A 14,735-nucleotide genomic window follows, 5' to 3' on the forward strand; every position below is an offset into this window, starting at 1 on the left:
GGCGCCCCGAGGGGCGCCCTTGTCGTTGAACACGAGACTCAGGCCCGGGCGGTGCGGCCGCGCACCACGCTTTCCTCGGCCACCAGCCACAGGCCCGAGGCGATGACCAGCATCACGCCCAGCACCGTGCCCGTGCCCGGCACCTCGCCGAAGGCGGCCATGCCGATGGCGACCATCCAGACGAATTGCAGGTTCATCAGCGGCGTCGCGACATAGGCGGGCAGCAGGCGCAGCGCCTCGGCCACCACGTAACGTGCGCCGAACAGCGCCACCGCGTAGGCCATGACCCAGCCGAAATCCGTCGCGGTCATCGGCTGCCAGACAAAGGGCAGCGCCACGCCCATGGTCAGCATCAGGCCAAGATTGGGCCAGAAGACCTGCGCCAGCGGCTTGCGCTCCTGCCGCGCGATCACCCGCGCGGCCAGCATCGAGCCGCAGCCGGTCAGCGCCGCCAACAGCGCCCAGGCATGGCCTGCCTGCGCCGCGCTGAGACCGCCGGGCATCAGGAACAGGATTCCCCCTGCCCCAAGGCTCAGCGCCATCCAGGCCATCGGGCGCGGCGTCTCGCCCAGCACCGGGCCGGACAGGGCCGCGGCAAACAGCGGGATCAGCCCGATGAACAGGAACACGTCGGCGAAGGGCAGCAGCCGGAATGCCATGAAGAAGGCCAGCGACGCGATCACCGTCAGCCCCGTGCGCAACGCCATCACGCCCCGCGCCTGCACCCGCAGCCCCTCACCGGTCTGCCGGGCGGCGGCGGCGGAGAAGGCGCAGACCATCAGCGCCGAGAGCGCAAACAGCTGCGGCGCGGAATAGCCGCCGGCGATCAGCTTGGTGATGCCGTCGGCGGCGGCCATCATGCCGGTGTAAAGCACCACCAGCACGGCCCCGAGGGTCGCGCCCTTCATGCTGCACCCGCCCGGGCAAACCCTTCGAAGAAGGCGTCGAAATGCACGCTCGAGGCGGCTGCGATCTCGATCAGATCGACGGTTTCGGGAGACAGGTGTGGCGCCATGCGCCGTCGCATCACGGGCCACTCGCCGCAACGCGCGCCCTCGAGTTCCATCAGCGCAAGGCTGATCTCGCGCAGCGGCGCGGGGCGCGCGGCGCGGTCGAACCGCGTCCGTTCCATCGCGACCGGTATCCGGAACACCGGCGCGCCGACCGTCGCCGCGTGCCAGTTGCACACGAAGAACTCGTGGTAATCGTCCTGCAAGGGCACGCCGGGGCCGCTTTCGGTGGCAAAGCCGCGGGTCTGCGCGCCAAGCCAGTCGGTCCAGATCTCGGGCGGCGTCTCTCCGGCATGGATCAGCGCGATGCAGATCTCGGCCAGCAGGTCGGCATTCTGTTCGAGGAAGGCGGTCAGCCCGGCGAAATGCAGGCTGCGGACCGCCGATTGCGGCAGGCGCGGGTCGCGGCGACCGTATTCCGACAGGTAATAAGCGATATGGGTCAGCTCGTAGGCCGCTTTCTTGTTCGGCAGGGCAAAGGTGCGGTCGCGGGCAGCGAAGGCGCGCAGCCGGTCGTCCAGCCCCGGATCGTTCAGCGGATCGATGCCGCGCCGCATCATCAGCCGCCGCGCCTCGGCGCGTTGCAGGTCCGACAGTTCGGCATCGGCCAGGCCCTGGTCGGCGGCGAAATGCGCCATCCGTTCGCCCGCATCACCCTTCATGCCCAGTGCTTCGATATCCAGCGTCAAAGACAGGATAAAGCGGTAGTACTGAGGAAAGAAACGCAGGCGTTCCTCTGCCCGGGTGTAAAAACCCTCATGCACGGCAAGGGACGCCGGATCGACGGAGATGCCCGTGCATTCCAGGATGTTCAGAAGCTCGGCGTTTTCCTTCAGCCAGAACACGTCGTCCTCGACCCGCCGCTGCGTGGCGAAAAGCCCGATCAGCGCCGAGACACGCTCTGCCATTGGTGCGATTCGGGACGGAAGGGAAAGCTGGATAACGGTGCCCATGATCTGCTCCTGTCGATTGGTGTGGCGTCGGGGCGGCCTGGGCCGCCCCCGCACGGGGTGGGGATCAGGCCTTGACCGGGCCGGACCACGAGGTGAAGGCCTCGACATTGTCGCCGGTGCCACGCTCGCCGCGCGCCGGGCCGGACCAGGAGGTGAACGCCTCGACCGCGTCGCCTGCGTCGCGGGCGGTGGTCGACGGGCCGGACCACGAGGTGAAGGCCTCGACATTGTCGCCGGTGCTACGCTCGCCGCGCGCCGGGCCGGACCAGCTGGTGAACGCCTCGACCGCGTCGCCTGCATCGCGGGCGGTGGTCGACGGGCCGGACCACGAGGTGAAGGCCTCGACATTGTCGCCAGTGCCGCGCTCGCCGCGTGCCGGGCCGGACCAGGAGGTGAAGGCCTCGACCGAGCAGCCCGATGCCAGGTCACCCGCTGCGGGTCCCGACCACGAGGTGAACGCCTCGACGGCGTCGCCGGTCAGGGCCGCGGTGGTGCCACGGGTCGAAAGGATTTCTTCAGACTTCAGGTGCTTCTTGAGAGCGGTCATCGTGTTTCTCCTTTGTGGATGAGTGGTTTGATGACCAAACGATGCGCGCCCTGCATGAAATCTGGGAAGTGTTTTCTAGTTAAAGTTTATTAACTTTTGAATTATCCACATGAAGATTGATCACCAAAATTTGTTGCCAAAACGGAAACAAAAGATCTCCACAGGCACAAGTTTTCTGTGGATAACTGTTTTTCGCCCCAGGCAACGGCCATCGAACGCCCTTCATGCAACACGAATCGGGTCTGCTTGCGTCCCGGCGCGGCATGGGCGATAGCTGGATCAAACGTCCGGAGGCGCGCCAAATGAAGATCGCAACCTTCAACATCAACGGCATCAAGGCGCGGCTGACCGCCCTCACCGACTGGCTGGACGAGGCGCAGCCCGATGTCGTCCTGTGCCAGGAGATCAAGTCGGTCGACGAGGCCTTTCCCCGCGAGCCTTTCGAAGACCGCGGCTACAATGTCGAAACGCACGGGCAGAAGGGGTTCAACGGCGTTGCAATCCTGTCGAAACATCCGCTCGAGGACGTGACGCGCGGCCTGCCGGGCGACGACAGCGACGAACAGGCCCGCTGGATCGAGGCGACGGTGATTGGCGAGAAGCATGCCTGCCGGCTCTGCGGTCTGTATCTGCCCAACGGCAACCCGGCGCCGGGTCCGAAATACGACTACAAGCTGGCCTGGATGGAACGGCTCGAGGCGCGCGCGCGCGATCTGTTGGCGTCCGAGATGCCGGCGATGATGGCAGGCGACTACAACGTGATCCCGCAGCCCGAGGATGCCGCCCGCCCCGAGGCCTGGACCGAGGACGCGCTGTTCCGCCCCGAGACGCGCGCGGCGTTCCGGCGGATCGTGAACCTCGGCTTCACCGAGGCGTTCCGCGCCCGCGTGCAGGCGCCGGGACATTACTCGTTCTGGGATTACCAGGCGGGCGCATGGGAAAGAGACAATGGCATACGCATCGACCACCTGCTGCTGACGCCGCAGGCCGCGGACCTGATGACCGATTGCCAGATCGACCGCGCCGTGCGCGGCCGCGACAAGCCGTCGGATCACGTGCCGGTCTGGGTCGACCTGGATCTCTGAGGCCGGGGGGGGGGGCGAGGCGCACGGCGTAGGGCGGGATTTCGTCCCGCCCGGGTCGTTCAGATCTCGATGACCTTGACGGTCTTGCCTTTTGCCGCCAGCGCGATCCGCCCGTCACACAGCCGCAGCGCATCCTCGCCGAAGACCTCGCGCCGCCAGCCCGACAGCGCCGCCACGTCACGCGCGCCGCTGGCGATGCGGTCCAGATCGGCGGCCTGCGCGATCAGCTTGGACGCGACGCCGAAATCCTCGGTCTTGGCCTTGAGCAAGACCCGCAGCAGGTCGGCCAGCGCCGGGTTGACCTGAGCCTTGTCGGCTTCCTCCTCGACGCGGGGCAGGTCTTCCTTGGGGCAGTTCACGCCGCGATCCACAGCGGCGAGAATCCCGTCGGCGATCTCGCCCTTGCGCGCCTCGCGCAGCAACAGGCGCGAGCGGCCAAGGTCCTGGTGCGTCACAGGCTTGGTCGAGGCCAGCTCGACCAGCGCATCGTCCTTGAACACCCGGCTGCGCGGGATGTTGCGCGACTGGGCGAAATCCTCGCGGAACGCCGCCAGTTCCCGCACGATGGCCAGGAAGCGCGGGCTGGAGGACCGCGTCTTGACCCGCATCCACGCCTCATGCGGGCGGGTGATGTAGGTTTCCGGGTCCATCAGCACGCCCAGTTCCTCGGCCACCCAGCGGTCGCGGCCGGACTCGTGCAGCTTGCGGTTCAGAAACTCGTAGATCTGGCGCAGATGGGTCACGTCGGCCAGCGCGTATTTCTTTTGCGCGTCGGTCAGCGGGCGGCGCGACCAGTCGGTAAAGCGGCTGGACTTGTCGACCTGCGCCTTGGCGATGCGCTTGACCAGCGTCTCGTAGCCCACCTGCTCGCCGAAGCCGCAGACCATCGCGGCCACCTGGGTGTCGAAGAGCGGCGCCGGGATCACGCGATTGTCGATGAAGAAGATTTCCAGGTCCTGCCGCGCCGCGTGGAACACCTTGACGATGTTCGGGTCGCGGAACACCTCCAGCAGCGGCTCGAGTGACAGGCCGTCTTCCAGTGGATCGATCAGGACCGCGTCGGCATCGTCCTTGCCGGGCAAGGCCAACTGCACCAGGCAGAGTTTCGAATAGTAGGTCCGTTCCCGCAGGAATTCGGTATCCACGGAGACATAGGGCTGACCCTTGGCACGCGCGCAAAAGGCGGCGAGGGCGTCGGTCGTGGTGATGGTCTGCATAGGGTCGGATCTTCTTCTTTCGTTATTGTCGCGGCACCCCGTGTGCCAGTGTATACCATGCCATGCGCATAGGGAAAAGCACGCTCACGGCAGCAGAACGGCAGTTCGGTCCCCGGCGGCGAAGCGGCGCAGCACAGCCGGATACAGGATGTGCTCCTGCTCAAGAACGCGGGCGGCGAGCGTCTCGGGCGTGTCGCCCGGCAGGATCGGCACCCGCGCCTGGCCCAGGATCGGGCCATCGTCCAGAGCTGGCGTGACCTCGTGCACCGTGCAGCCGGCCTCGGTGTCGCCTGCTGCGAGCGCGCGGGCATGAGTGTGCAGCCCGCGGTATTTCGGCAAGAGCGACGGGTGGATGTTGAGCATTCGGCCCGCCCACGGCGTCACGAAATGAGCGGTCAGGACGCGCATGAACCCGGCAAGGCAGATCAGGTCGGGCTCATGCGGCGCCAGCGCCGCCTGTAGCGCATCCTCGAAGCCCACGCGATCACCCTTGAACGGGCGGTGATCCACAACCTCGGTCGGGACGCCCAGGGCGCGCGCCCTGGCTAGGCCGCCCGCATCGTCGGAATTGGCCAGCACCACGCAGGGCCGCGCCGGGTGGTCGCCTGTCATGTCTCGGGCAAGGGCCACCATGTTCGACCCGCCGCCCGAGATCAGGATCGCGACGCGCCTCAAACCAGCCGGCCCTCGTAGTGCATGCCGGGCGTGTCGGTGACATGGCCCAGGCGCAGCACCGTCTCACCCGCCTGCGTCAGCAGGTCCGTTAGCGCATCCGCCCGGTCGGCGGCGACGACGGCAACCATGCCGATGCCGCAGTTGAAGGTCTTGAGCATCTCTGCCTCGGCGATGTCGCCCACGCCGCGCATCCAGCGGAAGATGTCGGGCAGCGCCCAAGCCGAAAGGTCGATCGTCGCGCCCATGCCCTCGGGCAGCACTCGCGGCAGGTTCTCTGTCAGGCCGCCGCCGGTGATGTGGGCCAGGCCATGCACGCCGCCCGCCTTCACCGCCGCCAGCGCCGGCCGCACATACAGCCGCGTCGGCGTCAGCAACTGTTCGCCCAGCGTGCCCGCGCCCCAGGGACAGGCCGCATCCCAGTCGATACCAGACAGTTCCACCAACTTGCGCACCAGGCTGTAGCCGTTGGAATGCACCCCGTCCGAGGCCAGCCCCAGCAGCACGTCGCCCACCGCGACATCCGCGGGCAGCGCGCCGCCGCGTTCCATCGCGCCGACAGCGAACCCGGCCAGGTCGAAATCGCCCGCCGGATACATGCCCGGCATTTCCGCCGTTTCGCCGCCGATCAGCGCGGCGCCCGAGCGCAGGCAGCCCTCGGCGATGCCCTCGATCACCCGCGCGGCAACTTCTGTCTCCAGCTTGCCGGTGGCGAAGTAGTCGAGGAAGAACAACGGCTCCGCCCCCTGGCAGACCAGGTCGTTGACACACATGGCGACCAGGTCGATGCCGACGCCGTCGACCAGGCCGGTGTCGATGGCAATGCGCAGCTTGGTCCCCACGCCATCCGTCGCCGCGACCAGCACCGGGTCGTTGTAGCCCGCCGCCTTAAGGTCGAACAGCGCGCCGAAGCCACCGAGGCCCGATACCGTGCCCGGGCGGTCGGTGCGTTTCGCCGCCGGCTTGATCCGCTCGACCAGCGCATTGCCCGCATCGATATCCACGCCCGCCTGCGCGTAGGTCATCCCTGTCTTGCCGTTGGTCATTGCGCCCTCCGCATGTTGCGGGCCGCTTAGCCTATCCGCAGCCGCGCTGCAACGGCGAGGGTTGATGCGCGGCACCGGGCGCGAAAACCTCAACCGTGACGGGCTGAAGGGGACGTCGTGCCAGGAACATGGTTTCAGTGGTTCGATTGGGGGCTGATGATTGCTCTCGGCCTGTTCTCGGGTATCGCGGTCGCGCTCTGGCAGGGCTGGTGGCTGCGGCTCGAGGCGGTCATCGCCTCGCCCGACCATCGTGCGGCCCTGATCGACCCGCACGAATGCCGCGAGGCGGACGGCTACTACCTGACACTGGACGGGCTGCTGGGCTGGGTCGGGCGCGTCTATGGCCCGCCCCTTGGGTGGCGCGCCTTCAACCTGTGCCTGATGCTGGCTTTCCTCTACACGCTTCTGGCCGCCCTGATCGGGCTGCTGGAACTCTTGGTCATGATCCATCCGACCTCCCTGCCCTTTGACCGGCGTGCCTATTGGACCGCCGCGCGGGACAATCCGTGGAACGGCCTGGCACTTGTCCTGATGGCCTTCACAACGCTTCTGCTCACACTTGTCCATGTGGTCTGGGCCATCACCGTCTGGAAGGCGCAGAAATCCGATTTCACCCGACGCGCCGTCGCGCTCATGCACGATCTGGCGGATACCCCGACCAAGGCGCAACGGATCGAGATCGCAGACCTGATCAAGCGCGGCCAGCCGTCTGGCTTTCTGCGCGGCCTGATTTACGGGCTGCCGCTCATGGCGGCACTTGTCCTGCGAGTCTACACCTTGATCGCGTCTTGACCTGCCCGCGCCTGATGCTAGTCAAACATCCATGGTGGGCCTGTAGCTCAATTGGTTAGAGCAGGGCGCTCATAACGCCTTGGTTGGGGGTTCGAGTCCCTCCGGGCCTACCAAAATCCAATTTTATCATTGCTTTCATTGGACTTTTGTCAATTGTGGACCGCGCCAAAATCCTCGTGGTCCACATTGAGGCCTCAGAATCGAGTCATACCGGTTCGCGCAAGGAGGGCCCGCTCGACATTGCGGGTGTAGATCTCTGAGGTCTTGGCCTCGGTGTGCGACATGACGGACATGACTTCGTATTGTGAGGCGCCGCACTGCGCCAAAAGGTTTGACCTGCTCCCCTTTGAGTCCGCTAATTTTGGTTAGCTCTGTCCAGGTTTTCGTCTTATTCTGACCGGATAGCCTATTCGAATGGCGTCAGACCAGCGAGGCTGGAGTGAGGCCGTTGGTGATTGTAGTCAGTGCGCCATGCCACAATCGTGAGGCAGGCATGGCACAGAGACGGGAACAGGTGTTCGTTTAGGCATTCGGTCTTAGGTAGCAGATGCACCAAGTTGCCGGATGGACCAGGATTGCGGCTTGGGGTGCAATTGAGGGTATGAGCGAGCCCCTGATCGTCCAGACACTGAAGCACAAGCGCGCCGAGATCCTCGGGCAGATCAAGGCGTACGAGGCCCAGATCGCGCACGCCAAGCACGACCTCGCCCACGTGAACGCGACCATCGAGCTGTTCGCGGCGCCAGAGCGTCATCAGGCGCGCTATATTGTGAGCCATGGTTTCTTCAAGAAGGACGAGATCGCCGAGATCTGTGTGCGGCACCTCGGGGATGGGGCCGAGATGAAGACGCGGGAGTTGGCCGAACGGGTAATGATCGAGCGCGACCTCGAGATCACGGACACGGTGCCGCGGAACTCTGTGGTGTTCAAGGTCGTCCAGGCGCTGCGTCACGCCAAGCGCCGCAAGCTCGTGCGCATGTTGGAGAAGCGGCAAGGCATGTGCGTCTGAGCGGCAGGAGACGCTGTCACGCTGCACGTCGATGCCAGTAGCCCTTCCAGGCCCGACTAACCGGCGCGGCGAGCGCGCCGCCATGTCTATCTCCTGCCTGGTGACGCGCAGGAGATGGGCCTGCTTGCCCCCGTGCAAAAACCGCTTCACACCGTGCAAACAGCCGTCAGCACCGTACAAATGACCAACCCGCACCGCACAGACGCTGAAGCCCGCCGTGTGTGCGGCAGCAAATTCCGTGCAACTCGGTCGAGATTCCGGACTTTTCGACGCCATCACCGTGCAACGGGAGGCAAAATCCAGGTTTAGATCGGCGACAGCGACCCAACCCTCTGGCCCGGCTCAAGAATATCCCAAAAGAATGCCTTGGAACGTCAGAACAAGAGTGGAATACAAAAGAAGCGGCGCCAGAAAACAGCGACGAGACTGGGCTGGATCGCGACGACACAAGGAATTTTCCGCCGGGCAAGCCGTGCATACAAGTGTTCTTCATCAATCCAAAGCACACGAAAGGAGACCACTGGTGCCGATCGACAAAATTGAAACAGGGACGGCCGTCGAGAGATTGCTGCGCGTCGCAACAGTGACGTGTCGGCTGACGAGGAAACGGCTCTTTCGCATTCGTCTGCTCCTTCAAAGTTGGCGCAGACCCGACACCACGGTGAGGGATTTCGCGGGAGGCATGTATGAACTGCCTTCCCCTGCAAGCGATTTTTCGATGCACCGGTGACCCTGCTTCTATGTATTCGGTCTTTTTGCGGGGCATGCATTCGCCCCTGACCAAGATGGGAAGTCGCGCGGCGTGCGTCTGATTAGGTCATCGGCTCTCCCAGGCCATGCCCCCGTCAGACTTGCTCACCGCCGATCAGGTCGTTTGTCCATCTCCTTCTCGCCCGCAGATCCCTTCTCCGTTTCCGTTCAGATCACTCTGCCAGTAGAGCGCTCGGTCGGTACCGTTCGCCCTTGGTCAGCACGGCCCATGCGATCCGTGCCAGTTTGTTTGCCATGGCGACGCCGGCAACGTTGGCGTGCGCTCTCGATCTCAGCGCATCGACCCATCGCGCCAACGGCGTCGATCGGTGCAGGATAGTCCGGGCACCATGGATGAACAGCTTTCGAAGATAGCTGTTGCCGTGCTTGGAAATGCCAATGAGGCGCGCCCTGCCGCCGGTCGTGATCTGCCTCGGCACCAGTCTCAGCCAAGCGGACAGGTCCCTCGCACGTTTGAAACTGCCGCCGTCGCCGATTGCCGCGACGAGCGCAGTGGCGATGGTGGGGCCTACGCCCGGGATCTCCATGAGGCGTTGCATGTAGGCGTCGCGGCGCGCATGAGCACGGATCTCTGCATCGAGGCCGGTCACGCGTTCGTTGATCTCGGCCAATTCGACCGCCATGTCGGACGGGATGCGGATCTTGCCTGGCATCAGAGAGGCGTCGTCATCTTCCAGCAGCCTCGCCAGTTCGCGCTGAAAGACATGCCGGCCAGTGCCGATACGAATGCCTCGCTCCATCAGAAAGCCGCAGGCCTGGTTCACCAGGCGGGTCCGGTTCTGGACAAGACGTTCCCGCGCCCGATGGATCGCCTGAAGATCGAGTTGCTCGGGCGCTTTCAATGTCACGAAGGACATGGTCGGACGCGTGGCTGCTTCCGCGATCGCTTCGGCGTCTCGGTCGTCGGTCTTGTGGACCTTCACGTAGGGCCGAACATACAGGGGCGACATCAGGCGCGGCTCGTGTCCTTGCTCGACGCAGAAATGGCCGATGTGGCGAGCGCCGCCGCATGCCTCCATCGCTACTATGCAAGGTGAGAGAAAGGCCAACAAGCGATGGCGCTGAATGCGTTTGCGCACAACAACTGCGCCGTCACCATCCAGACCCGCAACACTGCAAGATGCCTTCCCCAGATCGATGCCCAAAACTGCGATCTCCATCAGGATGCTCCTTCCTCCTCCGCCGATCTCCACGACCATAGCCGCGGTCATGGCGGGAAGGCAGTTCATCCCATTAGGTCAGGTGGAACTTGCTATTGCTAAGTGACGCTGCGGCGTAAGCCGTCTGACCAAGGCCATTCAGTCCATCACGAACCGAAAAAACGCGCTCTGGACGCGTTGCAGCCCTTACAGGCCTCGAAACGTCTCCAGCGCCTTGCCGGCATACATCAGCGCGGGCCCGCCGCCCATCTCGACCGCGACTTCGAGCGCCTCGATGAGGTCGGCCTCTTCGGCGCCATGACGACGGGCGCCGTCGACGTGATAGAGGATGCAGTCCTCACAGCCTTTCGCGACGGCGATGGCTGTGGCGATCAGCTCCTTCTGCGCCGAAGAAAAGCGGCCCGCGGCCGTCGCGGTCTTCGAGACCTTTACGAACCCCTCCATCAAGCCGGGCGCGGCCTTGGCGAAGGCGCCCATGCGCGTCTTGGCGGCGGTCAGTTTGTCCTTGGTATCCGTGGCCATGTCCGTATCTTTCGTTTGGTGTGTCATGAGGAAAGGGCTCGCCAGTCAGATCGACGGCAGGGCGATGTCGGGAACGATGCCGCTGGCGGCGATGAAGGGCGCAGTGTCCTGCCCGGCGAAGAGCCCGTGGTCGGTGACCAGAATGGTCGCCAGCCCCGCCGCCTGGCCGCCGAGGATGTCGGTGTGCAGCGTGTCGCCGATCATCGCGTATCGGCCCGGCCCCATGTCGGACAAGGCGATCTCGAAGGCCTCTGGATAGGGCTTGCCGAAGAAACGCGGGACGATCCCGGTCCGGTCCTGCAGATCATGCGCCCAGAAGCCGGGCTCGACCGTCAGACCGCCTTCGCGTGGGGCGACAAGGTCGGGATTGCCGATCACCGCGGGCCGGGGCCGGCGCATGAGTGCCTCGGCAAGCCGGTCCTGCAAGGGGACGGTCCAGCGCGCCGAGGACAGGAAGACGAAACCCTCGACCGCGTCCCATGACACACCCGGATCAAGCAGGTCGACCATCGCATGTCCCACGGCATCGGCAAAGCAGTCGTCCTCGGCCGCGATGGCGCCCCAGCGCAATCCCTGGGCCACGCTGCCGAGATGGGCCAGGGTCACGTCCCGGCTGGACACGATCTCGTCGCGGGCGACGTCTAGGTTCATGCGGCGATACTTGGCCAGCGCGGCGTCGCCGGTATAGCTGGCGGCGTTGGTCAGGATGCGGATGCGCTTGCCCATCCGGCGCAGCGCCGTCAGGCACTCGGCGGCGCCGGGAATGGCGGTCTCGCCCACGTTCAGAACGCCGAAACTGTCGAACAGGAAGCCGTCGAATTCGTCGGCCACGTCCAGCAGCCCGGCCACCTGCCGGGTCCGGCCCGGCGCTCCGGCGGCGGGCAGGCGGTCGCGGATCGCCTCGTAGCGCGCCCAGGCCTCGGCCAGCGGCAGCATCGGCACCGCCGAGGCGGCGGTCATGCGTCGGTCAGGAAAGCTCATGCATCACGTCCTTGAGGCGCGCGAACTGGTCGCGCAGGGCCGGGTAAAGGTCCTTGTAGACCCCGAACAGGCGGTCATAGCGGGTGGTCTGGTCGGGGTCCGGCAAATGCTGGCGCCCACCCCCGCTCATCGCGTCCGAGGCCGCGCCGATGCTCGGGAACAGCCCGGCGCCCGCGGCGGCCAGCATGCCCGCACCAAGGCAGGTCGCCTCGGCCTCGCGGGCGATTTCCACCGGGCGATCCAGCACGTCGGCGACGATCTGGCTCCACAGCCGGCTGCGCGTGCCACCGCCCATCAGGCGAAAACGCTCGGTCCGCGTGCCCATCGCCGCCTCGGCTCCGGTGGTCGACAGCCGCTGTTCCAGCGCCAGCCCCTCGAGGATGGCGCGATAGACATGCGCCTTGCCGTGGCGCGGCGACAGGCCGAACAGCACACCGCGCGCGTTGCTGTCCCAGTAGGGCGTCAGCACGCCGGTCAGGTAGGGCAGCGCCAGCAGCCCCTCGGCCCCGGCGGGCAGGTCGGCGGCGGCGGCCTCGAGGATGCGCTCGGGCGACAGGTCCAACCCGAAGGGCTGCCCGCCGATGCCGGAAAAGCGCTCGGTGAACCAGGTGACGTTGTAGGTGCCGCCGCCGAAGAAGGTCTCGATCAGGTAGGTGCCCGGCACCCCGCCCGTCATGGTGCGAAAGGCGCGGTCGGTGCGATACTCGGCGCTGAACGTGCCCGAGACGATGCCTGTGCCGAGGTTCAGATAGGCCTCGCCCGGACGGGTGATGCCGACACCCAGCCCGGCCGCCTGCCCGTCACCCAGCCCCGCCACGACCGGCAGACCGGGGGTCAGGCCCAGCAGGTCGGCCACCTCGCGCCGCAGCGTTCCCAGAACGGTGCCGGGCGCATGGACGCTGGGGAATTGCGCCTTGGTCAGGCCGATCCGGTCGATCAGATCGTCATCCAGCGCGAAGGTTTCGAGGTCGAGTACGCCCAGCGGGTCGATACTGCCCCAGGAGGTCGCCCACTCGCCGGTCAGGCGGTTGACCAGGTAGGCATGCACGTCGGCGATCCGCGCGGTGCTGTCCAGCGTGCGGGGTTCGTGCGCCCGCAGCCAGAGCAGCTTGTACCAGCTGGTCGCGGTGTTGGGCGGCTTGCCGGTCTTGCGATGCACGGCATCCGAGCCAAATTGCGCGACCTCTTCCGTCGCGCGGGTGTCGAGCCACAGCATCGCGGGGCGTAGTGCATGGCCCGCCTCGTCGAGGCAGACGAAGGTCTCGCGCTGATGGGTGATCGACAGCGCGGCCAGGCGCGAGACGTCGATCCGCCCGCAAGCCTTGCCGATCGCCGTGACCGTCGCTGTCCACCAGTCGCCGGGGTCCTGTTCGCCCCAACCCGGCTGCGGCGCGGCGTGGCTGAACCCCGCATGGCCCATGCTGACCGCGCGGCCCTGCATGTCCCAGACGACCGCCTTGGACGCGGTGGTCGAGCAGTCGATGGCAAGGACGAGATCGCCCATCACGCCCCCCGTTCGGCCGCCACGCAGGCCGCCTCGACCCGGTCCAGCACGCGGGCGACGCCCGCCTCGTCCCACCAGCCCGCCAATGTCAGCAGGTCAGCCACGGTGAAACGCTCGCGCATGAACTGGCAATTCGCCACGACCCAGGCCAGCCGGTCTGCCGAAGGGGCGGGATCGAGATCTATGAAGCGCTTGGGCGATCCGGCGCGGTGCAGGTAGCGCGCGAGCCGGTGCGAACCGAAGACCAGCCGGTCATGCTCGGCCCGCAGCGCGCTCCAGTCCGCGAAGGTCGCCTCGATCCGTGCGCGGTTGCCATGCCAGGCGGTCATCTTGGCCTGGTAGCGACCCCAGCATTCCGCGCCGATCCGGCCCGAAGCGTCGAGCCAGGCAAAGCTGTCCTTCACCGCTGCCTCGCGCGTGCCGACCCCTGGGAACAGGCGGTCAGTGTCCAGCCCCTCTTCCTCGACACGCTCGCAGAACACTTCCCAGGCGGCGGCGCGGATGACCGAGCCGACTCCCACCTGCGCGCCGTGCAGGCCAGTGGGTTCGTGCAACTCGCCCGCGACCATGTCGAACATGTGGCTGACGAGATGCTCCATCCCCGACAGCGAGGCGGTGGTGCCGCCCACGCCGGTCACGATCCCGCGCATGGCGAGCGCGGTGGCCAGGCGGGCGCAGGCTTCGGGCTCTCCGGTGCCGACACCGGTCGACCACTCCTCGACGCCCTCTCCGCAGAGGCCCAGCATTTCCAGCAGGACGGGCGCGTATTTCGGGTCCATCCCCATGCGCGAGGCCAGATACCAGTCGCCCGGCGCGGCATACATCGACAGAAGCTCGCCAAAGCCCGAGGCGTTCAGGTAATGCGGCGCGTCGGCGATCACGCGGGTGTCGGTCAGCACGGCCTCGGGCCAGCGCGACAGCAGCGTGGTCTTGACCCCGTTCTGCAGGACCACGGCGAAGTTGTCGGTATAGCCGTCGACAGAGGCTGCGGTCTGCACCACAACGTGCACCGGCACGCCTGCCCGCTCGGCGGCGATCTTGGCGACGTCCGTTATGGTGCCGCCACCGACCGACACGATCACGTCGGCGCCTACCGAGGCGCGCGCGGCAGCGTCCAGCACGGGCTCATCCGCGTGCAGGATGGCATGGCCGTCATCCAGCGTGACGCGGGTCACGGCATAGCGCGCCCGCAGCAGAGCCTCGACCTCGGCCTTCAGGTCAGCCGCACCCCGCCGGATCGTCACGGGGTCCACGATCATGCGGACTTCGGTCGACCGGCTTGGCGGCCTGCCGGCGGTCAGCAGGTGGCGGTCGATCACCTCGGTCAGCTGCGAGAGCACCTCGTCCGAGATATGCACCTCGGCCATGTCGAGCGCGGCGAACTGGCGGTTCGGGTCGTTCTCGGCCAGCACCTGCCGCACGCGGTCGAGCCGGGAAAGATCGCTGAGGACGAGATCGAGGGGCAT

General features: G+C 66.2%; 14 protein-coding genes, 1 tRNA gene and 1 pseudogene. 4 read left to right on the plus strand and 12 right to left on the minus strand.

What is annotated here, in order from left to right:
• Nucleotides 1-38 precede the first annotated feature (38 nt).
• The 3 genes from KB874_RS01520 to KB874_RS01530 form a co-directional block, all read right to left on the minus strand.
• Nucleotides 39-908: a DMT family transporter gene (locus tag KB874_RS01520; RefSeq protein WP_212534770.1), complete on the minus strand. Its 870-nt coding sequence runs from the start codon at nucleotides 906-908 to the stop codon at nucleotides 39-41.
• On the minus strand, nucleotides 905-1,963 hold the full coding sequence (locus KB874_RS01525; protein ID WP_212534771.1) for a DUF6902 family protein: 1,059 nt from the start codon (nucleotides 1,961-1,963) through the stop codon (nucleotides 905-907). The genes KB874_RS01520 and KB874_RS01525 overlap by 4 nt, the downstream gene beginning before the upstream one ends.
• Before the next feature lie 64 nt (nucleotides 1,964-2,027).
• Nucleotides 2,028-2,510: a DUF6749 family protein gene (locus tag KB874_RS01530; protein ID WP_212534772.1), complete on the minus strand. Its 483-nt coding sequence runs from the start codon at nucleotides 2,508-2,510 to the stop codon at nucleotides 2,028-2,030.
• Between the two features lie 302 nt (nucleotides 2,511-2,812).
• On the opposite strand from KB874_RS01530, the gene xth reads away from it, so the two are divergent.
• On the plus strand, nucleotides 2,813-3,595 hold the full coding sequence (gene xth / locus KB874_RS01535) for an exodeoxyribonuclease III (RefSeq protein WP_212534773.1): 783 nt from the start codon (nucleotides 2,813-2,815) through the stop codon (nucleotides 3,593-3,595).
• Nucleotides 3,596-3,654: 59 nt separating this feature from the next.
• Here xth and rnd read toward each other — a convergent pair whose 3' ends face one another.
• The 3 genes from rnd to purM form a co-directional block, all read right to left on the minus strand.
• Complete coding sequence (gene rnd / locus KB874_RS01540; RefSeq protein ID WP_212534774.1) at nucleotides 3,655-4,812, minus strand: ribonuclease D; 1,158 nt, start codon at nucleotides 4,810-4,812, stop codon at nucleotides 3,655-3,657.
• A gap of 84 nt (nucleotides 4,813-4,896) precedes the next feature.
• On the minus strand, nucleotides 4,897-5,487 hold the full coding sequence (gene purN, locus KB874_RS01545; RefSeq protein ID WP_212534775.1) for a phosphoribosylglycinamide formyltransferase: 591 nt from the start codon (nucleotides 5,485-5,487) through the stop codon (nucleotides 4,897-4,899).
• Nucleotides 5,484-6,530 (minus strand): phosphoribosylformylglycinamidine cyclo-ligase, encoded by a 1,047-nt coding sequence (gene purM, locus KB874_RS01550; protein WP_212534776.1) that lies wholly within the window; start codon nucleotides 6,528-6,530, stop codon nucleotides 5,484-5,486. Before purM ends, purN begins: the two co-directional genes overlap by 4 nt.
• A gap of 117 nt (nucleotides 6,531-6,647) precedes the next feature.
• Here purM and KB874_RS01555 point away from each other — a divergent pair, with 117 nt between their 5' ends.
• A complete protein-coding gene (locus KB874_RS01555; RefSeq protein WP_212534777.1) occupies nucleotides 6,648-7,322 on the plus strand; it encodes a hypothetical protein in 675 nt (224 codons plus the stop codon).
• Between the two features lie 36 nt (nucleotides 7,323-7,358).
• Nucleotides 7,359-7,435: transfer RNA gene (locus KB874_RS01560), tRNA-Ile, on the plus strand.
• Nucleotides 7,436-7,728: 293 nt separating this feature from the next.
• Here KB874_RS01560 and KB874_RS01565 read toward each other — a convergent pair.
• Nucleotides 7,729-7,860: pseudogene (locus tag KB874_RS01565) on the minus strand (integrase core domain-containing protein); the annotation flags it as partial.
• Nucleotides 7,861-7,923: 63 nt separating this feature from the next.
• Between KB874_RS01565 and KB874_RS01570 the strand changes: the two are divergent.
• The gene (locus tag KB874_RS01570) at nucleotides 7,924-8,331 is read left to right on the plus strand and encodes a hypothetical protein (protein ID WP_212534778.1); all 408 of its coding nucleotides are present in this window, start codon (nucleotides 7,924-7,926) and stop codon (nucleotides 8,329-8,331) included.
• Between the two features lie 923 nt (nucleotides 8,332-9,254).
• Here the strand turns inward: KB874_RS01570 and KB874_RS01575 are convergent.
• The 5 genes from KB874_RS01575 to KB874_RS01595 form a co-directional block, all read right to left on the minus strand.
• A complete protein-coding gene (locus KB874_RS01575) occupies nucleotides 9,255-10,262 on the minus strand; it encodes an IS110 family RNA-guided transposase (protein ID WP_212534779.1) in 1,008 nt (335 codons plus the stop codon).
• Nucleotides 10,263-10,448: 186 nt separating this feature from the next.
• Nucleotides 10,449-10,784, minus strand: coding sequence for a carboxymuconolactone decarboxylase family protein (locus tag KB874_RS01580; protein ID WP_212534780.1), 336 nt, complete (start codon nucleotides 10,782-10,784; stop codon nucleotides 10,449-10,451).
• Between the two features lie 45 nt (nucleotides 10,785-10,829).
• Entirely contained in the window at nucleotides 10,830-11,765 is a 936-nt protein-coding gene (locus KB874_RS01585; RefSeq protein WP_249200202.1) for an HAD-IIA family hydrolase, read from the minus strand.
• The gene (locus tag KB874_RS01590; protein WP_212534781.1) at nucleotides 11,752-13,269 is read right to left on the minus strand and encodes a xylulokinase; all 1,518 of its coding nucleotides are present in this window, start codon (nucleotides 13,267-13,269) and stop codon (nucleotides 11,752-11,754) included. Before KB874_RS01590 ends, KB874_RS01585 begins: the two co-directional genes overlap by 14 nt.
• A complete protein-coding gene (locus KB874_RS01595) occupies nucleotides 13,269-14,735 on the minus strand; it encodes an iron-containing alcohol dehydrogenase (protein WP_212534782.1) in 1,467 nt (488 codons plus the stop codon). The genes KB874_RS01590 and KB874_RS01595 overlap by 1 nt, the downstream gene beginning before the upstream one ends.

The sequence above is a fragment of the Thetidibacter halocola genome (genome assembly GCF_018224955.1).
Taxonomy (GTDB): domain Bacteria; phylum Pseudomonadota; class Alphaproteobacteria; order Rhodobacterales; family Rhodobacteraceae; genus Thetidibacter; species Thetidibacter halocola.